This window comes from Streptomyces sp. NPDC029836 (genome assembly GCF_055574495.1).
This window is the reverse complement of the sequence record NZ_JBVHZI010000005.1, coordinates 332167-357226: the sequence shown is the minus strand read 5'-3', so window position 1 is coordinate 357226 and position 25060 is coordinate 332167. Positions and strand designations below refer to the sequence as shown.

19 protein-coding genes are annotated in these 25060 nt (G+C 73.8%); 5 read left to right on the top strand and 14 right to left on the bottom strand.

Annotated elements, in window-relative coordinates:
- Nucleotides 1–76: 76 nt before the first annotated feature.
- Complete coding sequence (locus ACZ4XJ_RS18110; protein WP_362884169.1) at nucleotides 77–1243, bottom strand: SDR family oxidoreductase; 1167 nt, start codon at nucleotides 1241–1243, stop codon at nucleotides 77–79.
- Between the two features lie 191 nt (nucleotides 1244–1434).
- Between ACZ4XJ_RS18110 and ACZ4XJ_RS18105 the strand changes: the two genes are divergently transcribed.
- Together ACZ4XJ_RS18105 and ACZ4XJ_RS18100 are read left to right on the top strand one after the other, a co-directional pair.
- Nucleotides 1435–2823 (top strand): zinc-dependent metalloprotease, encoded by a 1389-nt coding sequence (locus ACZ4XJ_RS18105; RefSeq protein WP_362884171.1) that lies wholly within the window; start codon nucleotides 1435–1437, stop codon nucleotides 2821–2823.
- A complete protein-coding gene (locus ACZ4XJ_RS18100) occupies nucleotides 2820–3350 on the top strand; it encodes an NUDIX hydrolase (RefSeq protein WP_362884173.1) in 531 nt (176 codons plus the stop codon). The genes ACZ4XJ_RS18105 and ACZ4XJ_RS18100 overlap by 4 nt, the downstream gene beginning before the upstream one ends.
- 95 nt (nucleotides 3351–3445) lie before the next feature.
- Here ACZ4XJ_RS18100 and ACZ4XJ_RS18095 read toward each other — a convergent pair whose 3' ends face one another.
- The 4 genes from ACZ4XJ_RS18095 to ACZ4XJ_RS18080 all read right to left on the bottom strand — a co-directional run bounded on the left by ACZ4XJ_RS18095 (nucleotide 3446) and on the right by ACZ4XJ_RS18080 (nucleotide 7298).
- Nucleotides 3446–4201 (bottom strand): AIM24 family protein, encoded by a 756-nt coding sequence (locus ACZ4XJ_RS18095; RefSeq protein WP_362884175.1) that lies wholly within the window; start codon nucleotides 4199–4201, stop codon nucleotides 3446–3448.
- Nucleotides 4202–4218: 17 nt separating this feature from the next.
- Nucleotides 4219–4899: an AIM24 family protein gene (locus tag ACZ4XJ_RS18090; RefSeq protein ID WP_362884186.1), complete on the bottom strand. Its 681-nt coding sequence runs from the start codon at nucleotides 4897–4899 to the stop codon at nucleotides 4219–4221.
- A gap of 29 nt (nucleotides 4900–4928) precedes the next feature.
- The gene (locus ACZ4XJ_RS18085; protein ID WP_468496722.1) at nucleotides 4929–6614 is read right to left on the bottom strand and encodes a TerD family protein; all 1686 of its coding nucleotides are present in this window, start codon (nucleotides 6612–6614) and stop codon (nucleotides 4929–4931) included.
- A gap of 144 nt (nucleotides 6615–6758) precedes the next feature.
- A complete protein-coding gene (locus ACZ4XJ_RS18080) occupies nucleotides 6759–7298 on the bottom strand; it encodes a M48 metallopeptidase family protein (protein WP_319189193.1) in 540 nt (179 codons plus the stop codon).
- A gap of 296 nt (nucleotides 7299–7594) precedes the next feature.
- Here ACZ4XJ_RS18080 and ACZ4XJ_RS18075 point away from each other — a divergent pair, with 296 nt between their 5' ends.
- Complete coding sequence (locus ACZ4XJ_RS18075) at nucleotides 7595–8845, top strand: TOMM precursor leader peptide-binding protein (protein ID WP_468496721.1); 1251 nt, start codon at nucleotides 7595–7597, stop codon at nucleotides 8843–8845.
- A 73-nt stretch (nucleotides 8846–8918) separates the two neighbouring features.
- Nucleotides 8919–10256: an ABC1 kinase family protein gene (locus tag ACZ4XJ_RS18070; RefSeq protein WP_362884181.1), complete on the top strand. Its 1338-nt coding sequence runs from the start codon at nucleotides 8919–8921 to the stop codon at nucleotides 10254–10256.
- Between the two features lie 109 nt (nucleotides 10257–10365).
- On the opposite strand, the gene ACZ4XJ_RS18065 is transcribed toward ACZ4XJ_RS18070, so the two are convergent.
- The 5 genes from ACZ4XJ_RS18065 to ACZ4XJ_RS18045 form a co-directional block, all read right to left on the bottom strand.
- The gene (locus ACZ4XJ_RS18065; protein ID WP_362884182.1) at nucleotides 10366–10572 is read right to left on the bottom strand and encodes a hypothetical protein; all 207 of its coding nucleotides are present in this window, start codon (nucleotides 10570–10572) and stop codon (nucleotides 10366–10368) included.
- 109 nt (nucleotides 10573–10681) lie between these two features.
- A complete protein-coding gene (locus ACZ4XJ_RS18060) occupies nucleotides 10682–11014 on the bottom strand; it encodes a hypothetical protein (protein WP_362877508.1) in 333 nt (110 codons plus the stop codon).
- Entirely contained in the window at nucleotides 11011–11382 is a 372-nt protein-coding gene (locus ACZ4XJ_RS18055) for a WhiB family transcriptional regulator (protein WP_468496720.1), read from the bottom strand. Before ACZ4XJ_RS18055 ends, ACZ4XJ_RS18060 begins: the two co-directional genes overlap by 4 nt.
- A 198-nt stretch (nucleotides 11383–11580) precedes the next feature.
- Complete coding sequence (locus ACZ4XJ_RS18050; RefSeq protein ID WP_468496766.1) at nucleotides 11581–11889, bottom strand: hypothetical protein; 309 nt, start codon at nucleotides 11887–11889, stop codon at nucleotides 11581–11583.
- Between the two features lie 179 nt (nucleotides 11890–12068).
- Nucleotides 12069–14237 carry an ATP-dependent DNA helicase UvrD2 gene (locus ACZ4XJ_RS18045; protein ID WP_468496719.1) on the bottom strand — a complete coding sequence of 723 codons (2169 nt, stop codon included), beginning with the start codon at nucleotides 14235–14237 and terminating at the stop codon, nucleotides 12069–12071.
- Nucleotides 14238–14413: 176 nt separating this feature from the next.
- Here ACZ4XJ_RS18045 and ACZ4XJ_RS18040 point away from each other — a divergent pair, with 176 nt between their 5' ends.
- Nucleotides 14414–14674: a mycoredoxin gene (locus ACZ4XJ_RS18040; protein ID WP_356874538.1), complete on the top strand. Its 261-nt coding sequence runs from the start codon at nucleotides 14414–14416 to the stop codon at nucleotides 14672–14674.
- A 166-nt stretch (nucleotides 14675–14840) separates the two neighbouring features.
- Here the strand turns inward: ACZ4XJ_RS18040 and nudC are convergent, their stop codons facing one another.
- From nudC to ACZ4XJ_RS18020, 4 genes are all read right to left on the bottom strand, one after another.
- Entirely contained in the window at nucleotides 14841–15788 is a 948-nt protein-coding gene (nudC, locus tag ACZ4XJ_RS18035; protein WP_468496718.1) for an NAD(+) diphosphatase, read from the bottom strand.
- A 55-nt stretch (nucleotides 15789–15843) separates the two neighbouring features.
- Complete coding sequence (locus ACZ4XJ_RS18030; RefSeq protein WP_468496717.1) at nucleotides 15844–17247, bottom strand: dipeptidase; 1404 nt, start codon at nucleotides 17245–17247, stop codon at nucleotides 15844–15846.
- Between the two features lie 9 nt (nucleotides 17248–17256).
- Nucleotides 17257–21273, bottom strand: a complete 4017-nt coding sequence (locus ACZ4XJ_RS18025) for a UvrD-helicase domain-containing protein (RefSeq protein WP_468496765.1) — start codon at nucleotides 21271–21273, stop codon at nucleotides 17257–17259.
- Between the two features lie 183 nt (nucleotides 21274–21456).
- A complete protein-coding gene (locus ACZ4XJ_RS18020; protein ID WP_468496716.1) occupies nucleotides 21457–24870 on the bottom strand; it encodes an ATP-dependent helicase in 3414 nt (1137 codons plus the stop codon).
- Nucleotides 24871–25060: the final 190 nt, after the last annotated feature.

Here is a 25060-nt window from a genome sequence, read left to right as displayed (position 1 = left end):
CCGCCCGGTTGGGAGCCTCCTACAGGAACGGCCCGGGCGCGGGCCCGCCGGGCGGGCGCGGGCTCCGCCGGGGGCGTCAGATCCCGCGTCGCTTGCGGGCGCGGCGGACCGCTGCGGCCGCGCCGAGCAGGGCGACCGTCGCTCCGGCGGCTCCGGCTGCCGTGGCGGCGTCCTTGCGGCCCAGCCGGCGGCCCGCGACGGTGTGCCGGCCCGACACCTCCTGGAGCAGTTCGGCGAGCACCTCCTCGTTGGTCCAGCGCGGCCGCCAGCCCGCCGCGTGCAGCCCGCTGACGCTGACCACCCACGGGTGCATCGTGTACGCGAGGTCCCCGGCCGGGGACGGGGTCAGGCCGATCCGGTGCAGCCGGGCGGCGGCGCCCAGGGCGACCGCCGAGGGGAGCTCCATGCGGCGGATTCCGCTCAGCTCCTCCACCTCCTCCTGCTCCAGCCAGCCCTCGCAGCCGACGGCCAGCTCGCCCTCGGCCTTCTCCAGGGCCGCGTACTCCAGGGCGCTGACCAGGTCATCGACGTGGCAGAACTGCCAGGTGGGCCGGGATCCCGCGACGACGAGCAGGCGCGGGGACTCGAAGTAGCGGGTCAGCGCGGTGTCGGTACCGCCGACGAGGACCGCCGGGCGGACCACCGTCACGTTCAGCCCGGGGTGCGCGCGCGGGGCCCTGCGGCCCAGGCGCTCGATCTCCAGGAGGTCGCCGACGCCGGTGGCCTCGGCGGTGGCGCGCAGCTCGGAGTCCTCGGCGAGCGGGATGTCGTTGTCCGGGAGGGCGCCGTAGACCATGGCGGAGGTGCACAGCACGACCCGGTGCACGCCGGCGGCGGCGGCGGCCGTCAGCACGGTCTGGGTGCCGCGTACGTTGTACGCCGTACGGGTCGCGGGGTCGGTTTCCAGGTCGAGGTCCAGCGCGAGGTGGACGACGACGTCGGCGCCGCGCAGTTTCTCGGCGATGGCGGGGTCGCGCACGTCGAGGAGGTGCCAGTGGGCCTCGGCGCAGTCCCCGCGCCGCTCGTCGATGGCGACGACCTGCTTGACCTCGTCGGATGCGGCGAGACGGGCCACCAGGGCCGCGCCGACGCCGGATGCGGCGCCGGTCACCGCGATCACCGGACTGTGTCGTCGGGGTTCGGCCTGGTTTCGCGGCTGGCGAACGCCGGGGGCGTTGTCGCCGTGCTCGGGGTGGTTTTCGGCGTCGTGCGGCGCGCGAGCCTGCGGATCTGGGGAACTCACCGGGCGTCTCCAGCGGTTGTCTTCAGTAGGGACACGTCGTGACGCGTACCCACCAGGTGATGTCCATCCTGCCGCAGCCCAGGAGTCGGCGGAGCACCGAGCCCGTAAGCGGGTCAGGTGTCTACGCTGGGTGGTGTTGCCGGACCATCGCCGTCGGCTCCCGCCGGCGGCCCTACGAGCCGAGGAAACCCGTGAGCGACAACCCATTCGGATTCGGCCTTCCGCCGGAGGAGCCGGAGAACGGCGACGAGGGCAAGAAGGGCGGCCAGGGCGGCCCCGCGAATCCGTTCGGGTTCGACCCCTCCGCTCTTCCGGGCGGCGCGGACAATCCGTTCGCCGCGATGTTCGGTTCCATGAACCCGGGCGACCTCGGTGCGGCCTTCCAGCAGATCGGCCAGATGCTGAGCTACGAGGGCGGTCCCGTGAACTGGGACATGGCCAAGAACATCGCCCGCCAGACCGTCGCGCAGGGCACGGCGGACGGCGTGAAGGACGCGAGCGTCGGCGTCGCGGAGAAGTCCGCGGTCGAGGAGGCGGTGCGCCTCGCCGACCTGTGGCTGGACGGCGTGACCTCCCTGCCGTCGGGCGCCAACGCGGCCGTCGCGTGGAGCCGCGCCGAGTGGGTCGAGGCGACCCTCCCGGTGTGGAAGGAACTCGTCGACCCGGTCGCCGAGCGCGTCGGCGCCGCGATGGGCGGGGTGCTGCCCGAGGAGATGCAGGCCATGGCGGGCCCGCTGCTCGGCATGATGCGTTCCATGGGCGGGGCCATGTTCGGCCAGCAGATCGGCCAGGCCGTGGGCGTGCTCGCGGGCGAGGTCGTCGGCTCGACCGACATCGGGCTGCCGCTGGGTCCGGCCGGGCGGGCGGCGCTGCTGCCGCTGAACATCGAGAGCTTCGGCAAGGACCTCGGCGTCCCCTCGGACGAGGTGCGGCTGTACCTGGCGCTGCGCGAGGCGGCGCACGCCCGACTGTTCGCGCACGTGCCGTGGCTGCGCTCGCACCTGTTCGGTGCGGTGGAGGGCTACGCGCGGGGCATCACGGTCGACACCTCGAAGCTGGAGGACGCGGTCGGTCAGCTCGACCCGTCGAACCCGGAGCAACTCCAGGAGGCGCTGGCGGGCGGCATGTTCCAGCCGGAGGACACCCCGGAGCAGAAGGCCGCCCTGGCCCGCCTGGAGACGGCGCTCGCGCTCGTCGAGGGCTGGGTCGACGCGGTGGTGCACGAAGCGGCCAAGCCCCGGCTGACCTCGGCGGACGCCATGCGCGAGACCATGCGCCGGCGGCGCGCCTCGGGCGGTCCGGCGGAGCAGACCTTCGCGACGCTGATCGGCCTGGAACTGCGTCCGCGCCGGCTGCGCGACGCCTCCCGGCTGTGGGCCTCGCTCACCGACGCGCGGGGCGTGGACGGCCGGGACGGGCTGTGGGAGCACCCGGACATGCTGCCGACGGCCTCCGACCTGGACGACCCGGACGGGTTCGTGCACCGCGAGCAGCTCGACTTCTCCGAGATCGACAAGATGCTCGGCGAGGCGGCCGAGAAGCGCGAGCGGCCCGAGGGCGAAGGCGAAGGCGAGAAGTGAGCCTGCACGAAGACGCGGTCCTCGTCCTGAAGCGGTACGAGGACCAGCCCGAGCTCCGCGCCCTGTACCTGGAGCACCTGGAAGCCCATCCGGACGGGGTCTACAAGCCCTGCACCGCCGGGCACGTCACGGGCAGCGCCCTGGTCGTGGACCCGACGCGGGGGCGGGTCCTGCTGACCCTGCACAAGAAGCTCGGCATGTGGCTGCAGATGGGCGGGCACTGCGAGCCCGGTGACGCCACGCTCGCGGAGGCGGCGCTGCGCGAGGCCGTCGAGGAGTCGGGGATCGCCTCCGGGCTGACCCTGCTGCCGGGCGGTCCGGTGCGGCTGGACCGGCATCCGATCCCGGCGCCGTGCAACTGGCACCTGGACGTGCAGTACGCGGCGCTGGCTCCGGCCGGCGCGGTGGCGGAGATCAGCGAGGAGTCGCTGGACCTGCGCTGGTTCCCGTACGAGGAGGTCGCGGCGGTGGCCGACACCTCGGTGGTGCGGCTGGTCGAGGCGACGCGGGCCCGACTGGGCGGCTGAGGCGGACGTACGGAAGGGGCGGACCCGATCGGGTCCGCCCCTTCCGCGTTGCCCGCTCGGGCCGCCTCGTCGGTCGGCGGCCCGCTGGTTCCAGGCTAGTTCCAGGCGTTGTTCTGGTTCTGGGCGTGGGCGCCGTGCTGGCCCATCCCGAACTGCGCCGCCGCGCCCTGTCCGACCTGCGCGTTCTGCGGCGGCAGCACCTCGCTGGGCTGCACGAGCGCGAAGCCCGTGCCGAGGAAGCTGAGCTCCCAACCCTCGCCGGTGTTGCCGCGGCGCCGCCACACCCCGGTGGAGTGCGTCTGCGCCTGCATCTGGACGCGCAGCGAGGTGGACCAGGCGACGATCGCGTCGGCGTCGGCGTTGACGTACTTGTCCGGGGTGACCTGCATCATCAGGGGCTGCCCGGAGGTCATCAGGGCGACCTTGCCGCGGCCGCTGATGTTGAGCTGGTACTTGCCGGAGCCGGAGATGCCGTACTGGCTGTCGACGGCGATGGCCTCGGTGTGCAGGGTCGAGTCCAACGCCAGCACGTAGCTGCTGTCGACGGTGAGGCCGTCCTGGTCGACGTCCACGACGTGGACGTACTGGGCCAGGTTGGCCAGGTAGACCGTGCCCTGCCCGGAGCAGCGCATCAGGTCGAGGCCCTCGCCGGTGCGGGCGCGGGCGTTGCGCTGGTTGGTGCTCTGGTACTCGCCGTCGAAGTCGATGATCCCCTGGTAGGCGACCATCGCCCCCTTGCGGGCGAGGACGTCGTCGGAGCCGGTCAGGGAGACCCGCAGGAGCTGGGGGTTCTGGACGGTGTACCGGTCCTGGGACTGCGCTTCCGCGTAGCCAAAAAGTGCGCTCTGCATGATGTGTCCGCTCCCCCTCAGCCCCGGGTCCGGAGCCGGTCGGTGCTGTCCTCGCTGGGCTGTACGACGACGATGCCCTGGCCGGAGAAGGCCATCTGGTAGGCCTCTCCGCTGCCCCGGCCGATCATCGACGAGGCCTTGAAGCTCCGCTTCCCCTTGACCTTGAGGTTCGGGGACCAGGCGACGAGCGCGTCCGGGTCGACGTACGTCTCGTCGTCGCCGCGGCCGCAGTCGACCACGATCGGGGTGCCGCGGGAGGTGATCGCGACCCATCCGGTGCCGGAGATCTGCACGTTGAACAGGCCCTGACCGGCGAACTTCGCCATGCCCTTGACCCGCTCGACGCCCCACTGGAGGTGGGCGTCGAAGGCGAGGAGGTTGGTGCCGTTGACGGACAGGGCGTCGTTGTTGAGGTTGATCACGACGACGTCCGCGCCGTAGTCGGCGAGGTAGAGCAGGCCGTCCCCGGACGCCTTCATGATCGGGGCGCCCTCGCCGGTCAGCCACTGCGAGGCCACCTGGCGGACGGCGGGCGGGTTGGGCTCGTACTGGACGAAGCCCTCGTACGCGACCATCGAGCCGGTGCGGGCGAAGAGGTCCTGGCCGCTCTGCATGGCGACCTTGAGCATGGCCCGGCCGTGGTTCTCCATGCGGGCCGTGACGGGGGTGGGGGCGTAGCCCGCGAGTTGCTGGTTCATTGCGTTCATGGCGTTCATGTGGGGCTCCCTCAGACCTCGTACGGCTGGACGACGATGAAGTTGCCGGGAGCGCCGCGGAACTGGAGGTTCACGGTCTCCCCGCTGTGGCCGGGATAGGCGTTGCGGCGCAGCCGGACCTGGCTGGAGATGATCACCTGGGAGGCGGCGGACCACGCGACGATCGCGTTGCTGTCCGCGAACGTGGTCGGGGTGACCGGCAGGACGACGGGGACGCCGTGCGTCTTGATGATGACCGTGCCGGTGCCCTGGAAGAGCATCGTGAACAGGGCGCCGCCGGGGATGCCGTGGCCCTCGATGCGGCGGACCTCGTGCTGGAGGGACTCGTCGAACGCGAGGACGCTCTCGGCGGACACGCAGATCCCGTCGCCCTGGAGCTCGATGGCGTGCAGGTGGGCGCCGTTCTCGGCGAGGAACACCTGGCCGCGGCCGGTGCAGCGCATCAGCTGCATCTCCTGGCCGGTGGCGTTGCCGACGACGCGGCCCGCGAAGCCCGCGCCCTTGTAGCTGAAGTCGACCTTGCCCTGGTAGAGGACCATGCTGCCCTGGCGGGCCAGGACGCCCTGGCCGCCCATCGACAGGTCGACCCGCATGAGCTGCTGGTTCTGCGGGGTCCAGCGGGCGCCCGTGGGCGCCTCCTTGTACGGCTGGAGCGCGGCGGCGAGCCCGGCCCCGGCGGCCTGCGGGGCCCGGCCGTGGGCGGGCGTCCCGCCGTAGCCGGGCTGCCCGCCGTACGGGGGCGGCTGCTGGCCGGGGACCTGGCCGTACGAGGGCTGCGGCGGCTGCTGCCCGTAGGGCGCGGGGGCCGGGGGCGGGACCTGACCGCCGTACGAGGGCTGCGGCTGCTGCCCGTACGAGGGCGGCCCGGGCTGCTGCGGCGGCTGCGGCGGGTGGCCGTGGGGCGCGGGGGCGGGCGGGGCCAGCGGGGCGACCATGGTCGGGGCGCTGTGCACCGGGGCCGGCGCCGGGGGCTGCGGGGCGGGTGCCTGCGGCTGCTGCGCCGGACCGCCGAAGGACGGCGCGGGGGCGGGCGGCTGATGGGCCGGGGGCTGCTGGGCGGGCGGCTGCTGGGCCGGGGCTCCGAAGGACGGGGCGGGGGCGGCGGCCTGCGGCGGCGGGGCGAACCCGGGCGTCGCGGACGGCTGCGGCTGCGCCTGCTGCGGCTCCTCATCGGCGACCTCGCCGCCGAAGTTCTGCAGCAGCGCGGCGAGCCCGCCGTCGAAGCCCTGTCCGACGGCGGCGAAGCGCCACACGTCCTTGAGGTAGAAGTCGCCGATCATGAGGGCGCGCTCGGTGCTGAACTCGGAGCCGTTGAACGAGTAGCGGACGACTTCCTCGCCGCCGGCGACGATCCGGATGTAGCCGGGGCCGATCTGCGACATCTGTCCGGCGCCGTCGAGCGTGGCGCTGAAGGAGAGCCGGTGGATGGAGGCCGGGATCCGGTCGAGGGTCACCCGGAAGGATTCGGTGTCACCCGCCTGCGGGCCGAGCTGCTGGATGGACTCCTCCGGCGACTTCGGCTGGTTGAAGAAGACGAAGTAGCGGTCGTCCGAGAGCTGCTCGTTCGCGTCGAGGCCGAAGCAACTGATGTCGAAGGTGAGCCCGGGCCCGGAGATCTGGACGCCCACGTACAGATCGGTACCCGCCGTCAGATCACTGATCTTGGCCTTGTGGCCGCGTTGGAATTCCCTGGCCATACGTCCGACCGTCCCCCATCCCGACTGTGAATGTGTGCCGCGGCATGCGTGCCGGTGCCTGCGTGCCGCTCAGGCTAACGGCTCCCGCCGACATCCGGCCAAGTCGGTACCGACCCGGTACAAACCGTGTTCCGGGGCCCGGTCTCATTCCTCGCGGGAGGCCGGAACCTTCGGGAGGCGCTCGGCCGCGACCACTCCTTCGAGGTACCCCCGGGCCCTCTCGGTCTTCGGATACGCCTCCAGCAGCTCCCAGAAACGGGGGCCGTGGCCGGGCACGAGGAGGTGGGCCAGCTCGTGCAGCAGCACGTAGTCGACCACGTACTCGGGCATGCCCTGGAGCCGGTGCGAGAGCCGGATGCTGCCCTCGGCGGGGGTGCAGGAGCCCCAACGGGTGTTCTGGTTGGTGACCCAGCGCACCGAGCGGGGGCGGGCACGGGCGCCGAAGTACTGCTCGGACAAACGCTCGGCGCGTTCGGTCAGTTCCGCGTCGCCGAGGGTCCGCTTGCTCTCCTGCGCGGCGAGCTTGTCCAGCATCACGCCCACCCAGCGGCGCTCCTCCGCCTCGGACATCCGGGCAGGGATCAGGACGACCGTCCGGTCGCCCTCACGGTAGGCGGAAACGGTCCTGCGGCGGCGCGCGCTCCGGCGGACTTCGACGGCGCGCTGGGGTGGGTCGGCTGACACGCGTCGAAGGTACCCGGTCGTCGTGGTGGAAGTCCCGCGCGTCCGGGGTTCGAACGTGATCGATTCGCTGCGGATTCGGGATCGGATACCGGAAACACCCCTTTTCTCCATCTCATATGCCTAATACCCCTTGCCTGTGGACAAATTCCCGCACGTGAGGCGACGGGCGGGCATGGTGGCGGAAGGCGGTGCAACGGGACCGACGGATCCGTGGGGGATCCGGCGGGGGTCCGGGCACCGGGGGTCGGGTCCCGGATCAGGCCGGGATCCGGGGACGCGCAGGTGAAGGGGATGTCATGTATCCGAAGGTGAAGCCCGCTCTGGCGCGGGCCTGGCGCGATCTGCAGACGGTGCAGTTCGGGGTGACCCCGGCCCACGCGGTGGTGTTGGGGCCGGTGGACACGGCCACCGGTGCGCTCATCGACCGCATCGACGGGACGCGGAGCATGGAGCTGCTGCGGTCGGAGGGCGTCGGGATGGGGCTGCCGGAGGGCCGGGTGGACGAACTCGTGCGGCGGCTGGCGGGGGCCGGGCTGCTGGACGACGTCACCGCGGGCGGGCCTCGGGCCCAGGCCGTGCGGCGCCGGCCGGAGACGCTGGAGCGATTGGGGCCCGATCTGGGCTCGCTGTCGTTGGTGCGGCGGGAGCCGGGCGGTGACTTGCGCGGTGTCGCGGCGCGCCGGGCGATACGGGTCCAGGTGCGCGGGAGCGGTCGGGTCGGGGCGGTGATCGCCGCCGTACTGGCGGGGGCGGGGGTGGGCCGGGTCGAGGTGCTCGACGGGGGTCGGGTGGTACCGGCCGATGTGGCTCCGGGCGGGCTGGGTGCCGCGAGCGTCGGCCGGCTCAGGGCCGAGGCCGCGGGGGCGCTGGTGCGGGACTCCGCCCCGGGGCGGGGTCCGCGGGCCGGCGAGGCGGGCGGGCCGGAGCCGGGGCTGGCGCTGGTGGTGGTCGCTCCCCGGGACGGGCTGCGGTCCTGGGCCCCGGATCCGCAGGAGGCGGCCGACTGGGTGGCCACCGGCACCCCGCACCTGTACGCGGGGGTGCTGGAGGGGACCGGGCTGGTGGGGCCGCTGGTGCTGCCGGGGTCCACGGGGTGCGCCGGATGCATGGAACGCGACCGGGTCGATCGGGATCCCGCCTGGCCGAGGATGCTCGTCCAGTGGCGCTCGGCCCACCGCCGCCGGGCCACTGCCGCCTGCGACGTGGCCCTGTCGACGGCGGTGGCCGGCATGGCCGCGGCGCACGCCCTGTCCTTCCTCGACGGGGAGGTGCCCGCGTCGGCGGGGGCCCGTTGGGAGGCCGCGCTGCCGGGCCTGGCCTGGGACCGCTCGGCGGTGTGGCCCCACCCGGACTGTCCCTGCGGGGCGGCCGCGACCGGGGAGCCTGCGCCGCCCCCGGCCGTGCGGGCCGTGCCCGTCCCGGGGTCGGGCCGCGGCGCCGGGAGGGCGGGCGCTTCCGGTGGGGGCGGTGGCGTCCGCGGTGGCGGTCGAGCGGGGCTGCAGAGCGTCGGGGCAGGATCGGGCGCGGACCTCCGGAGTCGGCCATGACAGGATGCGTCGGTGCCGAGGATCGCAAGGAACCGCCGCTTGCGGCACAGCTGTCTGGGAACTGGAGGGGCGCATGTCTGATCTTCCCCGGAAGGCCGTCACCCGCACCGTCAAGCTGGCCGCGCTGCCACTCGGGATCGCCGGCCGCGCCACCTGGGGCCTGGGCAGGAGGATCGGCGGCAAGTCGGCCGAGATCGTCGCCCGCGAGCTCCAGCAGCGCACCGCCGAGCAGTTGTTCCGCACCCTCGGCGAACTGAAGGGGGGCGCCATGAAGTTCGGGCAGGCCCTTTCGGTGTTCGAGTCGGCGCTGCCCGAGGAGGTCGCCGGGCCCTACCGTGCGGCGCTGACCAAGCTTCAGGAGGCGGCCCCGCCGCTGCCGGTGGCGCGGGTGCACGAGGTGCTGGCGGAGCGTCTGGGCGAGGATTGGCGCGAGCTGTTCGAGGAGTTCGAGGACAAGCCGGCCGCGGCCGCCTCGATCGGACAGGTCCACCGGGCGGTGTGGCACGACGGCCGGCAGGTCGCGGTCAAGGTGCAGTACCCGGGCGCCGGTGAAGCGCTGCTGTCTGACCTCAAGCAACTGGGCCGCTTCGCGGGACTGCTCGGACCGCTGATTCCCGGCATGGACATCAAGCCGCTGATCACCGAGATGCGCGACCGGGTCTCGGAGGAACTGGACTACGAGTTGGAGGCCGAGGCGCAGCGCACGCACGCGGACGCCTTCGTCGACGACCCGGACGTGTTCGTGCCGGACGTCGTGCATCAGGGCGACGAGGTGCTGGTGACCGAGTGGATGGACGGCACCCCGCTGTCGGAGGTGATCGCCGACGGCACCCAGGAGGAACGCGACAGCGCCGGGCAGTTGCTGGCCCGGTTCCTCTTCTCGGGACCCGCCCGGACGGGGCTTCTGCACGCGGATCCGCATCCGGGCAACTTCCGCCTGATAACGGGGGCGGACGGTCGGACACGGCTGGGCGTGCTGGACTTCGGCACCGTCGACCGACTGCCCGGCGGCTGGCCCAAGCCCATCGGCCGGTCCCTGCGGATGACGTTGGACGGGGACGCCGAAGGGGTCTACGGACACCTACGGGCCGAGGGCTTCGTCCGGGATTCCATCGACCTCGACCCGCAGGCCGTACTCGACTACCTCAAGCCGATCATCGAGCCCGCCGAGGCCGAGGAGTTCACCTTCACGCGGACGTGGCTGCGCGGACAGGCCGCGCGGATCGCCGACCCCCGTTCCCCCGCACACCAGTTGGGGCGCCAGATCAACCTGCCGCCGTCGTACCTGCTGATCCACCGGGTGACGCTGAGCACCATCGGGGTGCTGTGCCAGCTGGGCGCGACGGTGCGACTGCGGGACGAACTGACCACCTGGCTGCCGGGATTCGGAGCGGAGGACCGGCCCGCGTAGGGCGGGCACGCGTACGGCGGGCATGCCGGGGGTGGGTCGGCGTCGAGCGGGTCCGGTGCGCGCCGGGTGGAGGGTCGTCACCGGGCCGGACCGTCGCCGGGCCCGGGCGTCACCACCAGGCGGAGTCGAGGCGGCCTTCGATGGCGCGGAGGTTGGCCCGCGCGCAGTCGACGCAGAAGTACTGCCTGGTCCCGTTCTCCACGGAGCAGGTCCAGGTGGGCGGGGCGCCGTCCGGGGCGGAGGTGCCGCAGCGCGCGCAGACGACGGGCTGGGCCTCGGGTCCCGGCGGGGCGGGGTGGGGAGTCGGCTGGTCCACCCGCAGACGATATCCCCGCGGGCCGGGAGCGGCGCGCGGGGCGCACCGGGGGGCCGGTCCGTTCGGACCGGCCCCCCGGGATACTGCGTTTCTTCGGCTGTGTCGGCCGTCAGTTCATGACGGCCATGGCCAGCGCGCGCCGGGCGCGCAGCGACACGCGTTCGGCCCGACGCTGCATGCGCCGCGCGGCGACCAGGCGAAGGGCGTGACGCTCGGCGTCCGCCTCACGCATGCGGTCGTCCATATGGGCACGAGCCAGGGCTTCTGGGATGAGTTGCATTTCGCGGGTCCTGTTCTGACGCGAGGTGATCGCGCCTGCGGTGATGAAGTCTGCGGTGGCGGCGCCGTGCGGCTGCTCGCTCGTGGTGGTGTGGGGGGACATGAGGGCCTGCTTCAGGGGGTCGCGCGTCAGGGGGCGGTCGATGGTTCCGATGGCGGTCATGCCGCTGCAACCGGGTGCTTGCGCGGACGACCACGCGGCCGCTTGCGGGCCACGACGACGCCCTGGACGAAGAGCTCCCCACCCCAGACGCCCCAGGGCTCGCGGCGCTCCTTCGCGCCGGCGAGGCAGGCCTCGACGAGCGGGCAGGTGCCGCAGAGCGACTTGGCGTACTCGACGTCCGCCGGGGACTCGGCGAAGAAGACCTCGGGGTCGAAGGTGCGACAGGGAACAGGTACGCCGAGGTTCTCGATGGCGTCGTCGAGCGCGGTGAGCGCGGTGAGGGGGATCAAGGTGGAGTCCTCCGGGACTGCGGGCGGGGAGATCGTTTGGGTCTGCGGTACGGACGGGGCGTGCGCTTCGAGTTGCACGGTGTTTTTCTTCCTCGTCTTGTTCGGCTAGTCGTTCCGGCCTGTTGGCCGGGGGCGGCTCGGCTGCCAACTCACACCGACTGGTTCTGCCAGTCCCGAGGCCCCTTCGCTCCGTCGTCCCCGTTCGGGGACAAACAGAAGGGCCGCGGATCCCGGGTGGGGTTCCGCGGCCCTGAAGGCGCCGGCCTGATCATGAGATCAGGCTGGATCACTCCAGGGTTCGAGCCCGCGGAAGGCCCACATCAGGTGGTGCTGCTGCTTCGTCGTCTGCTTCGTCCGAGCTCCGGCACCGGCTGCGGCCGCGAGGCCATAGGCGCCATGCGCCTGGGCTTCGGCTACTGCCACCAGTGCCTTGGTCGGTCGCTCAATGCGCTCACTGACGGGAAGGACCGCCAGCAGGGCAGGGCTGTCAGCGCACACCGCGGACAGACCGGTACCCGGGAGAGAGACGGAGCCGAGCAGGCAGGAAGCGTCGACCGAGCGATCGGTCATTTTGGTGAAGTTCATGTAGCCGGCCACTGGTCTCGCCTCCTCTCGGCGTCTCGGGGACCCTGCCCGAAGGCCGGTCCCATGCGTATTCGGATAAGTACAGCACGGATCCAGGGCTTCGGAGAAGCCACCGTTTCCGTTGCTAAGAACCTATGGGGATTCGCTGGGCATGTGCAAACTATTTTTCCGACGAGTTTCTACGCGTCGTCAGGATCCGCGCCCGCGGGGTCCTGACCGGCGCAGATGGCCAGGACATCGGCTCCGTACCGGTCGAGCTTGCGACCACCCACGCCGGAGATCATCGAGAGCTCGCCCGCCTCGGAGGGCGCGGCCTCCGCGATCGCCATCAGCGTCTTGTCCGTGAAGACGCAGTACCCGGGCAAGCCCTGGGCCTTCGACTGGACGGCCCGCCACGTGCGCAGCCGCTCGTAGAGCCCTTCGTCCATGTCGGACGGGCAGTCCTCGCAGCGCATCAGTTTGATGTCCCCGGCCTCGGTCAGGGTCCTGCCGCAGACGCGACACAGCGCGGACCCGCGGCGGGTGCGCCGGCGGCCGGTCCGGTCGGTCGCGGTGCCGGGGCCCGTTCCCGGGGCCGCCGAGCCCGGTCGCAGGCCGTTCAGGAAACGACTGGGCCGTCGGGAGGCCCGGCCGCCCGGAGCGCGGGAGAGCGCCCAGGAGAGCGTCAGGTGATGGCGGGCCCGGGTGACTCCGACGTAGAGCAGGCGTCGTTCCTCCTCGACCTGCTCGTCGGTCTTCGCGTACGTGATCGGCATCATGCCGTCGGTGAGGCCGGCGAGGAACACGGCGTCCCACTCCAGACCCTTCGCGGCGTGCAGCGAGGCGAGGGTGACGCCCTGGACGGTCGGGGCGTGCTGCGCGGCCTTGCGTTCGTCCAGCTCGATCGTGAGGTCGGCCAGGGTCGCGCCGGGTCGGCTGCGGGCGAAGTCCTCGGCGAGGCGGACCAGCGCCGCCACCGATTCCCACTGGTCGCGGACGGCGCCGGACCCGGTGGGCGGTTCGGCGGTCCAGCCGGTGGAGCTCAGTACGGCCCTGACCTGGGAGCCCAGCTCGACGACGTCCTCCAGGAGGGGGTCGCTGCTGCCGCCGGAGCGGGCGGCTCCGCGCAGGGCGAGCACCGCCTTCTGGACCTCGCCGCGCTCGAAGAAGCGCTCGGCGCCGCGCAGCTGGTAGGGAACTCCGGCGTCGGCGAGGGCCTGCTCGTACACCTCGGACTGGGCGTTGATCCGGTAGAGCACGGCGATCTCGCCGGCGGGGACGCCCGCGGCGATCAGGTCGCGGATCCGCCCGGCGACGCCCTCGGCCTCGGCGGGTTCGTCGGGGTACTCGGCGTAGACCGGGTCGGGGCCGGGCTCGCGTTGGGAGATCAGCTCCAGGCGGTGTTCGGCGGCGCGGCCCTTGGCCTGGTTCAGCAGTCCGTTGGCGAGGTGGACGACCTGCGGGGTGGAGCGGTAGTCGCGGACCAGCTTGACCACGGTGGCCTGCGGGTAGCGGGTGCGGAAGTTCAGCAGGTGATCGGGGGTCGCGCCGGTGAAGGAGTAGATCGTCTGGCTGGCGTCGCCGACGACGCACAGGCTGTCGCGGTCGCCGAGCCACAGTTCGAGGAGACGCTGCTGGAGGGGGCTGACGTCCTGGTACTCGTCCACCACGAAGTGCTGGTACTGGCTGCGGATCTGTTCGGCGATGTCGTGGCGGTCCTGGAGGATGCCGACGGTCAGCAGCAGCACGTCCTCGAAGTCGATCATGCCGCGGTCCCGCTTGAGCTGCTCGTACGTCCCGTAGATCTGGGCGATCTCCGCCAGGTCGCGAGGGGCCTCGCGGCCCGCCTTCACGGCGGTGGCCGGGTAGTCGGCGGGCACGGTCTGGGTGACCTTGGCCCATTCGATCTCCCCCGTCACGTCCCGCAGCTCGTTGCGGTCGAGGCGGAGGCGGCAGCGCGCCCCGGCCTCGGCGACGAACTGGATCTTCCGCTCCAGCAGGCGGGGCACTTCGCCGCCGACCGCCCGGGGCCAGAAGTACTGGAGCTGGCGCAGGGCCGCGGAGTGGAAGGTCCGCGCCTGGACGCCGCCCGCGCCGAGGGTGCGCAGCCGGCCGCGCATCTCACCGGCGGCCCGGTTGGTGAAGGTGACCGCCAGGACGCTGGCCGGCATGAGCTGCCCGGACCGGACGCCGTAGGCGATGCGGTGGGTGATGGCCCGGGTCTTGCCGGTGCCCGCGCCCGCCAGCACGCACACCGGCCCGCGCAGGGTCGTGGCGACCTCGCGCTGCTCCGGGTCGAGGCCCAGGAGCACGGCGTCGGCGGCGTCTGCGTCGGCCGGGAAGGGGGAGGAGTGCGTTGCTGATGTCACCCCGCCATGCTGCCAGGTCCGGTGGGGCGGGCGGGAAATCCGTCCACAGGGCCGGTCCGTTCTTCGTACCGGTGGGGAGGGCGGGGCGGGGGCGGGTGCCGGGGCCGGGAATGGTGCGGCGGTCCCGTGCGTTCGAGTACTCGGACCACCGAGGCCCCCACGAAGGAGAGCGCAGCATGCAGGACACGGGCACCGTCACGATGTACAGCACGACCTGGTGCGGCTACTGCAACCGGCTGAAGAAGCAGCTGGACCGGGAAGGCATCGCGTACAACGAGATCAACATCGAGCTCGACCCGGCGTCCGCCGCGTTCGTGGAGAAGGCCAACGGCGGCAACCAGACGGTTCCGACCGTCCTCGTGAAGTCGGCGGGCGGCAACGAGTCCGTCATGACGAACCCGAGCCTGGCCCAGGTCAAGCAGGCCCTCGCCGTCTGATCCGAGTCCGTCGCAGCTCTCGGAAGGCCCCCGCCGCCCGGCGGGGGCCTTCTGCTGTGCCGATCTCCGGGCCGATCTGCCGGGCCGGTGCCGATCTCGGGCCGATGCCGTACGAGTGAGGCCAAGCCAGGCCTCGCCAGGCCAGGCCAGGCGACTGTGACGAAACTTACGCGGCCGGCGGGCGCGGCAGCGGCTTGCCGTACCAGAGCTCGACGAGCCGGGCGGCGATGGAGATGCCGCCGGCGGGCGGCGTGACCTCGCCCCTCTCGATCGCCTCGGCGAGGTCCTCGCGGGAGAACCAGCGGGCCTCCTCGATCTCCTCGCCGTCGACGGTGATCTCGGAGGTCACGGCCCGGGCGGTGAAGCCCAGCATCAGGCTGTACGGGAACGGCCAGGGCTGGCTGGCGATGTACTCGACCTCGCCGACCTTGACGCCCGCCTCCTCCCACACCTCGCGGATCACCGACTGCTCGATCGACTCGCCCGGCTCCACGAACCCGGCCAGCGTCGAGAAGCGGCCCTCCGGCCAGTGGACCTGGCGGCCCAGCAGCGCGCGGTCCCGGTCGTCGGTGACCAGCATGATCACGGCCGGGTCGGTGCGCGGGTAGTGCTCGGCGCCGCAGCCCGGGCAGCGGCGGATGTGCCCGGCGGCCGCGACGACCGTGCGCTCGCCGCAGCGGGAGCAGAAACGGTGCATCCGCTGCCAGTTCTCCAGCGCCACGGCGTGCACCATCAGCCCGGCGTCGCGCGGGTTCAGCAGGAGACCCGCCTCGCGCAGCCCGGCCGGGCGGGCCGACTGGTCCATGCGGCCCGGCAGGGAGTCCTTCTGCAGCGCGAAGTACCGTACGCCGTCCTCGTCGGTGCCCAGGAAGTAGCGGTGGGTCTCGGTGACCGGGGCCTCGAAGGCCGGGGTCATCACTATGCCGGTGCCGCCGTCGGGGGTGTCGTCGATGAGGACCTGGCCGCCGGAGACGACGAAGACGCGGGTCGTCGGGTGGCTCCAGGCGGCGGCCAGCCACGCCTCGTCCAAGCGGTGGTGGGCGGCGCGGTCGATTCCGCTGGGCGCGGCCAGCGTGATCGGACGCTCGGTATGGGTGCTCACTGGTACTTCCAACTCCCCCGGTGGTGGGACAAGGCAGGCGTGGCGGTGGGTGGGTGTGCGGGCGGACTCAGCCGGTCTTCCAGTGCTCGGCGAGGTCGCCCCACAGGTGGGCGGCGGTTTCCACGCCCTTGAGGAGGAGGTCGATCTCGACCTTCTCGTTCGGCGAGTGCCAGCCGTCGGAGGGTACGGAGATCCCGAGGAAGAGGACGGGCGCGTCCAGGACGTCCTGGAGGTCGGCCGCCGGGCCCGAGCCGCCCTCGCGGGTGAAGCGGACCTGCTGGCCGAAGGCGCGTTCCATGGACCGCACGACGGACCGGAGCGCCGGGTGGTCCAGCGGGGTCAGGCACGGCCGGGTGGGGGCGCCGAAGGTGATGGAGTGCCGGATCCCGTCGGGGACGCGGGCGGCGACCCAGTCCTTCACGGCCGCCTCCACCTCGTACGGGTCCTGCCCGGACACCAGGCGGAACGACAGCTTCAGGTGGGCGGAGGCGGGCACGATGGTCTTGCCGCCGGGGCCCTGGTAGCCACCGCCGATGCCGTTGACCTCGGCGGTCGGGCGGGCCCAGACGCGCTCCAGGGTGGAGTAGCCGGCCTCGCCGGAGGCGGCGTGCGACTTGGCGGTACGGAGCCACTCGGCCTCGTCGAAGGGCAGCTCGGAGATCAGCCGGCGTTCGGCGTCGCTCAGCTCGGCGACGTTGTCGTAGAACCCGGGGATCGTGACCCGTTCGTCCTCGTCGTGCAGGGCCGCGACGAGGCGGGCGGCGACGGTGGCCGGGTTGGGTACGGCTCCGCCGAAGGCACCGGAGTGGATGTCCTGGTCGGGGCCGTGGAAGTCGATCTCGCAGTCGGCGACGCCGCGCATGCCGGTGCAGACGGTGGGGGTGGTCTCGGACCACATGCCGGTGTCGGAGACGATCACGACGTCGGTGGCGAGCTGCCGGGCGCGGGCCTCGACGAGGTCGCGGAAGTGCGGGGAGCCGGACTCCTCCTCGCCCTCGATGAGCAGCTTGAGGTGCACGGCGGGGGCGGCGGAGCCGGTCGCGGCGAGGTGCGCGCGTACGCCGAGGGTGTGGAAGAACACCTGGCCCTTGTCGTCGGCGGCGCCGCGCCCGTACATCCGGCCGTCCTTGACGACGGGCTCGAAGGGCTCGGTGTGCCAGCCATCGGCGAGGGCGGCGGGCTGGACGTCGTGGTGTCCGTAGACGAGGACGGTCGGCGCGTCGGGGTTCTCGGCGGGCCAGTGCGCGAAGACGGCGGGGGCGCCGTCGGTGGGCCAGACCTCGACGACCGGGAAGCCGGTCGCGGTGAGTTTCGCGGCGAGCCAGTCGGCGCTGCGGCGTACGTCGTCCGCGTGCGCGGGCTGGGCCGACACGGAGGGGATCCGCAGCCACTCGGCGAGGTCGTCGAGGAAGGCGGTGCGGTGGGTGTCGATGTACGCGCGGACGACGCTGTCCGCCTGGATCTCGCTCATGCCCCGAGCCTAACCGTCCGCCCGGGGGGCACCGTCCGTGCCCGTTTTGCCTTGGAGGATCCGCTCAAGACGGGCCCGGTCGGGGAGGTCGCGGGGGCGTATCACCCGGCCGCTGCGGACGTGCAGGAACGCGGCGCCGACCCGGTCGAGGGGGGTGCCGGTGGCTTCCGCCCAGGCCAGTCGGTACACGGCGAGCTGGAGCGGGTCGGCCTGGGTGGTGCGGCCGGTCTTCCAGTCGACGACCTCGTACGAGCCGTCGGGGTCGCGGTACACGGCGTCGATGCGGCCGCGGATGACCCGGCCGGCGAGGGTCAGCTGGACGGGGGCCTCCATCCGGTACGGGGTCCGCTCGGCGTACTCGCTGCGCTCGAAGGCCGCCTTGAGGGAGTCGAGGTCGGCCTCGTCGGCGATCTCCTGGTCGGAGCCGGGCAGCTCGGCGACGGGGTCGAGGAGGTCGAGGTGCGGCAGCGGCAGTTCATCGAAGCGGGACTCGACCCAGGCGTGGAAACGGGTGCCTTGGCGCGCGGCGGGCTGCGGGGGCTTGGGCATGGGGCGCGCGAGATCGCGTACGAAGCCCTGCTCGTCGGCGGCGAGGCGCAGGAGCTGGCTCGCGGAGAGGGCGGCGGGCAGCTCGACGTCCCGGACGGCTGCGCGGGCGCGGCGGAGCTCGCCCTCCAGGGCGTCGAGGTCACGGTCCCAGGAGGCGATGGCGCGGGCCTCCTCGGCCGTGACCGTGGCCTGGCCGGCCGGGCGGTGGGGGCCGGCGGAGGCCCCGGACCCGGCGGCTGCCGCCGCCGCCCAGGGTTCCCCGGCCCACGGGTCGTCGTCCTGCCCCGCCGGGGCGGGGGCGCCGTGGCCCTGCTCCGCCGGATGGGGGTGGTCGCGGTCGAGGCCCGCCGGACGCGGGGCGCCGTGGTCCGGGGCCGCCGGATGGGGGTGGCCGTGGTCGAGACCCGCCGGACGCGGGGCGCCGTGGTCCGGGGCCGCCGGATGGGGGTGGCCGTGGTCGAGACCCGCCGGGCGCGGGGCGTCGTGGTCCGGGGCCGGCGGGTGGGGGTGGTCGCGGCCCGCCGGGTGGGGGCGGGTGGGCCGGGCGCGGGCGGGCTGCGCCGGTTCCGCGCCGTCCCAGGGGTCGTACTCGCCGACCCCGGCCATCGTGTCCTCGCCCGCCCACGGGTCGTCCGACGGCAGCTCGGTCCCACCGGCCGGGGAGAGCGTCGCACCCGCCGAGGGGTCGTCCGGACGCGGCTCCGCCCCCCGCGCACGGGGAGCGGGTACGGCGGCCTCGCCCGCCCAGGGGTCGTCCGACAACCCGTCCGACACACCCGCGCGGGAGGCGGGTACGGCGGGCTCCCCCGCCCACGGGTCGTCCGACAGCGCGTCCGACACACCCGCGCGGGAGGCGGGTACGGCGGGCTCCCCCGCCCACGGGTCGTCCGACAGCGCGTTCGGCACGCCCGACCGCGCGGTGTGCGGGCCGGCGGTGCGGGACGCGTGTGGCGTGGGGGCCGGGGGGAGGTCCGGCCACGGGGCCTCGTCCGTGGGGTCCTCGCAGTGCGGGGGCCAGAGGTAGGGGTCGTCCGGGGCCGGGGGACGTGCCAGGTGGGCCTCGACGAGGGCGGCGGCCCGCCGGCGCAGGGCCAGCGAGTCGGGGTCCAGGGGCAGGGGCCAGGATTGCTCGGGGTTCGCGTCCGCGGCGAGGGCCGGGTTCTCGGCGTCGGCGGCGGGCTCCTCGGCCCAGGCCTCGATCTCGCCGAAGCCGGCCGCGCAGTGGTCGTGCAGGGCGGTCAGGAAGTCGGAGGGGCCGCGGCGGCGCTTCTGGGTCGGGCCCCACCAGTGGCCGGAGGCGAGCAGCAGGGACCGCGGCCGGGTGAAGGTGACGTAGCCCAGGCGGAGTTCCTCGACGGCCTTGTGCTGCTTGAGGGCGGCCTTGAAGGACTTCAGGCCCGCCGAGGTCCAGGCGGGGTCCGCGGGCAGGGTCGCGGTGTCGCCGCGCAGACCGTACGGCAGGACCTTCGCCCAGGAGGTCCAGGCCTCCGGCGGCTTCTCCTTCGGGAAGGAGCCGGCGCACAGGTCGGGGACGACGACCACGTCCCACTCCAGCCCCTTGGACTTGTGTGCGGTGAGCACCTTGACAGTGTTCTCCCCGCCGGGCAGCGCGTGGTCGAGGCCCTTCTCGTACTGGGCGGCGGTGCGCAGGAAGCCGAGGAAGGCGAGCAGGGTGGCTTCGCCGTCGAGGGCGGCGAAGCCCGCGGCGACGTCCATGAAGTGGGACAGGGTCTCGCGGCGGCGGGCCGCCAGCGCGTGCGGGGACGCGGCCAGCTCGACATCGAGCCCGGTCGCGGCCAGGACCCGGTGCAGTACGTCCATCAGCGGGTCGGAGAGGGAACGCCGCAGGTCGCGCAGTTCCTGGGCGAGGTGCGCGAAGCGGACGCGGGCGGCGGCGGAGAAGGGCAGTTCGTCGGGGGTGCGGCCGGCCCCGTCGAGGAAGGTCTCCAGGGCGTCGGCGAGGGAGACGATCTCCGCCGGGTCGACGCCTTCGACGGCGGCGGCGAGCCGCCCGTCGGGCCCCGCGTCGGGACCGGACGGGCGGGCGACCAGCTGTCGGGCCCGGCGCCCGAGGAGGGCCAGGTCGCGGGGGCCGATCCGCCAGCGCGGGCCGACGAGGAGCCGGACGAGGGCCGCGTTGGCCCCGGGGTCCTGGAGCACCTCGCACACGGAGACCAGGTCGGCGACCTCCGGCAGGTGCAGCAGCCCGGACAGGCCGACGACCTCCACCGGCACGTCCCGGTCCACCAGGACGGCCTGGATGCGGGCGAAGTCGGCGGCGGAGCGGCACAGTACGGCGATCTCCCCGGGTTCCCGGCCGGTGCGCACCAGGTGGGCGACGGAGTCGCCGAGCCACTGCAGTTCCTCGGCGTGGGTCTCCAGCAGGGCGCAGCGGACCGACCCGTCGCATTCGGCGCCGGGGGCGGGGCGCAGCGCCTCGACGCCTTCGTGCATGGCGCGAAGCGGGGCGGCGAGGCCGTTGGCCAGTTCGAGGAGCCGGCCGCCGCTGCGCCGGTTCTCGCTGAGCGAGAGGCGGGTCGCGGGGGCGCCGTCGGCGTGCGGGAAGTGTTCGGGGAAGTCGTCGAGGTTGGCGACGGAGGCTCCGCGCCAGCCGTAGATGGCCTGGCAGGGGTCGCCGACGGCGGTCACGGCGTGGCCGGTGCCGCCGCCGAAGAGCCCGGACAGCAGCAGCCGCTGGGCGACGGAGGTGTCCTGGTACTCGTCGAGGAGGACGACGCGGAACTCCTCGCGCAGCAGTGCGCCGACCTCGGGTCGGGTGGTGGCGAGCTGCGCGGAGAGGGCTATCTGGTCGCCGAAGTCGAAGAGGTCGCGGGAGCGTTTCGCGGCCCGGTAGCGGGAGACGAGCTCCAGCAGTTCGAGGCGGCCTCGGACGGCCTCGGGGACCTTGCGCAGGTCCTCGTTGCTGAGCCGGACGTCGACGAGCTCGTCGAGCAGGGCGGTGTCGTACGCGCGGAGCCGGGCGGGGTCGACGAGGTGCTCGGAGAGTTCCCCGTCGAGCGCGAGGAGGTCCCCGACCAGGTCGGGAAGGGACTTGGTGAGGGACGGGTACGGGCCGGGGGCCTCGCGGAGCACCTTCGCGGCGAGCTGGAAGCGGGTGGCGTCGGCGAGGAGGCGGGCGCTCGGTTCCAGGCCGATGCGCAGGCCGTGGTCCTTGAGGAGCTGCCCCGCGAAGGCGTGGTAGGTGGAGATCCGGGGCTCGCCGCCGGCCGTGCCGGCCTCGACGTCGGCCGGGGAGGGGTCCGGGTCGCTGATGCCGGCGCGGGCGAGGGCCTTGCGGACGCGTTCGGCGAGTTCGCCGGCTGCCTTGTTGGTGAAGGTGAGTCCGAGGACCTGTTCGGGGGCGACCGCTCCGGTGCCGACGAGCCACACGACGCGGGCGGCCATGACGGTCGTCTTGCCCGAGCCGGCGCCCGCGACGACGACCTGGGGGGCGGGCGGGGCGGTGACGCAGGCCATCTGTTCGGGCGTGAAGGGGATCCCGAGGAGCTCCTTGAGCTGCTCGGGATCGGTGAGGACGGGCGGGCGCCCGGACTCGTACGCGGTCACCTCGAAAGGCTAGCCGCCCGCACCGACAGTCCTCGCCGCCGGCCGCCGGCCGGCCCTCGGGGTGGGCCCGTCCCGGCGGCTCGTTCCGGCGGCTCATTCCACGGTCTGGCGGCCCTCCGGGCGGGCGCTGCACGCGCTGCGGAAGGAGCAGCGGACGCAGTGTTCGCCGGTGGCGGGGGCGAAGCGTTCGTCGAGGACCCGGCCGGCGGCGGTGGCGAGCAGGTCGCCGACCCACTCGCCGGAGGTCCCGTCCTGGAGGGGCTGCTGCGCCTGGATCTTCGGGACCTCGTCGCCGCCGTCCTTCTTGCCGGCGCCCTGGCGCAGCTGGACGAGTTCGGCGCCGCCCGGTTCGGGGCGCAGGCCGTCGAAGACCTCGTCGACGGCGCCCTCGCGGACGGCGAGCTGGTAGACGGCGAGCTGGGGGTGGCGGGCGACCTCGTCCTTGGTCGGCGCGCCCTTGCCGGTCTTGAAGTCGACGACGTACGCGCGGCCCTGCGGGTCGGCCTCGACGCGGTCCATGGAGCCGCGGATCCGTACGGCGTACTCGCCCGCGTCGAGGGTGACGTCGAAGTCGTGCTCGGTGGCGACGGAGGCGCGGCCGCCGCGGTCGGTGGTGTGCCAGCGCAGGAAGCGTTCCAGGGCGGCGCGGGCGTTGTCCTTCTCCTGGCGGGACTTCCAGGGGGCGTCGAAGGCGAGGGCGTCCCAGACGGAGTCGAGGCGTTCCATCAGGACGGCGAGGTCGGCGGGGGTGCGGCCGGAGGCGACCTCGTCGGCGAGGACGTGGACGACGTTGCCGAAGCCCTGGGCGGCGGTGGAGGGGGCGTCGGCCTTGACCTCGCGGCCGAGGAACCATTGGAGGGAGCAGGTGTTGGCGAGCTGGTCCAGGGCGCTGCCGGACAGGGCGACGGGCCGGTCCCGGTCGCGGAGCGGGACGGTGCTCAGGGTGGGTTCGTACAGGCCCCACCAGCGCTGCGGGTGCGCGGCGGGGACCAGGGGCCGGTCGTCGTCGTCGGTGAGCGCGGCGAGCCGGGCGAGGCGGCGGGCGGCGGCGTCGCGCAGGGCCTCGGAGGCGTCGGGGTCGACGGTGGTGGCGCGCAGCTCGGCGACGAGGGCGGGTACGGCGAGGGGCCGGCGGGGGCGGCCGGTGACGTCCTTGGGGGTGACGCCGAGTTCGGTGAGGAAGCGGGAGGGTTGGTCGCCGTCCTCGGCGGGGGCCTTGACGGCGGTGACGACGAGGCGGTGGCGGGCGCGGGTGGCGGCGACGTAGAAGAGCCGCCGTTCCTCTGCGAGGAGCGCGCCGGGGGTGAGGGGTTCGGCGAGGCCGTCACGGCCGATGCGGTCGGCTTCGAGGAGGGAGCCGCGGCGGCGCAGGTCGGGCCAGAGTCCTTCCTGTACCCCGGCGATGACGACGAGGCCCCATTCGAGGCCCTTGGAGCGGTGGGCGGTCGTCAGGGTGACGGCGTCGCGACGTACGGCCCGGGTGGTGAGGGTGTCGGCGGCGATGTCCTCGGCTTCGAGCTGTTCGAGGAAGTTGAGCGCGCCGCGGCCGCCCGTACGTTCCTCCGCGCGGGCGGCGTTGTCGAAGAGGGCGCAGACGGCGTCGAGGTCGCGGTCGGCGTTGCGGCCGGCGGCGCCGCCGCGGCGGGCGCCGCGTTCCAGGCGCTGCGGCCAGGGGGTGCCGTCCCACAGGGCCCACAGGGCCTCTTCGGCGGTGCCGCCGCCCTGGAGGAGTTCGCGGGCCTTGCGCAGGAGCAGGCCGAGGCGCTGCGCGCCGCGGGCGTAGGCGGGGTCGTGGGCGGTGAGCCGCTCGGGTTCGGCGAGGGCGCGGGCCAGCAGGACGTCGGAGGGCGCGGGAGCGGTGACGCCGGCGGCCCGCTCCTCGTCGCGCAGCGCCCGACCGAGCCGCCGCAGGTCGGCGGCGTCCATCCCACCGAGCGGCGACCCGAGCAACGTGAGCGCGTCCTCGACCCCGACCCAGCCGTCGCCCCCGGTGGGCGGGGCGGCGACGTCGACCCCGTCGCCGGCAGCGGCACCGTCCGCTTGTGCGGCGGCCGGGCCCCCCGCCCGCGTCGGCGCATCCGGGTCGGAGTCCGGGCCCCCCGCCCGCGTCGGCGCATCCGGGTCGGAGTCCGGGCCCCCGGCCAGGTCGGCGGGGGGAGGCGTCGTGGCCGCCGTGGCGGCGAGGCGGAGGGCCGTCAGGAGGGGGGCCACGGCCGGTTCGTGGCGGAGCGCGGTCGCGGAGGCGTCGGTTTCGGCCGGGACGCCCGCCGCGATGAGCGCGCGCCGCATCGCCGGGAGGGTGCGGCCGCCGGCGCGGACGAGGACTGCCATGTCCTGCCAGGGCACCCCGTCCTCCAAGTGGGCGCGGCGCAGGACATCGGCGATGTTGTCCAGCTCGGACCCGGCCGTCGGGTACGTGCACACCTCCACGCGCCCGCCCTCCCGTACCGGCTGGAGCGCCCGGTGGGCCTTGACGGCGGCGGACGGCAGGCGCGGCACCGGCATGCGGGTGGTGAGCAGTCGGGTCGCGGCGAGCAGGGCGGAGCCCGAGCGGCGGCCGACGGTGAGGGCCCGCACGGCCGCGCCGGGGAAGGCGGACTCGAAGTCCAGGACGTTGTTGATGTCGGCGCCGCGGAAGGCGTAGATCGACTGGTCGGGGTCGCCGAAGGCGACGAGCGTGCCGGCGGGGCCGTTCAGGGCGCGCAGCAGCCGCAGCTGGGAGGCGTCGGTGTCCTGGTACTCGTCGACGAGGATCACGTCGTACGCGGAGGCGAGGGCCGGGGTGCCCTCGGCGAGCAGCACGGCCCGGTGCAGGAGTTCCGCGTAGTCGAGGGCGCCTTGGAGGTCGAGGACGTCGAGGTACTCCGAGAGGAAGGCGGCGGCGGCCTTCCAGTCGGGGCGGCCGAGCCGGGTCGCGAAGGAGTCGAGCGCGGTCGGGCCGAGGCCGAGTTCGCGGGCGCGGGCGAGCACGGCGCGGACCTCGTCGGCGAAGCCGCGGGTGGTGAGCGCGGCCCGCAGGTCGTCGGGCCAGCGGATGGACCGCGACCGGCGCTGGCCTTCGAGCAGGGTGCGGACCATGACGTCCTGCTCGGGGCCGGACAGCAGCCGCAGCGGGTCGGCGAAGAGTTCGTGGTCCTGGTGGGCGCGGACGAGGCCGTAGCAGAAGGAGTGGAAGGTGGTGGCCTGCGGGGCGCGGGCGCCGCCGAGGCGCAGGGCGGCGCGGTCGCGCAGTTCCACGGCGGCCTTGCGGCTGAAGGTGAGGATCAGGACGCGGGAAGGGTCGGTCCCGGCCTCGACGCGGGCGGCGGCGGCCTCGACGAGGGTGGTGGTCTTGCCGGTGCCCGGTCCGGCCAGGACCAGCAACGGTCCGGCGGTGTGATCAACCACCGCGCGCTGGGCTGCGTCCAGCACAGGGGGAGCCACCTGTTCCGGCCCGGTGCGCACCAGGCGGTACGCGTCGGCAGCCCGCGTACGCCGCTCTGAGCGGCCGGAGGAAGAGGTGATCACGTGAGGTGCCGGTCCTGGTGGGTCTGCGGTTGCTGCGGTCGCTGCGGTGGTGTCGGCGGCGACGAGGACTGCGGTGGCCGCACCCGTCGCGTGAGCCGAAGGGGCCACGCTACGCCAATCGCGTCGGCCGCCGCAGTCCCCCGGCCGGGGGTGGGACGTCGCCCCGGAGGCCTTGGATGTCGTCCCCCGT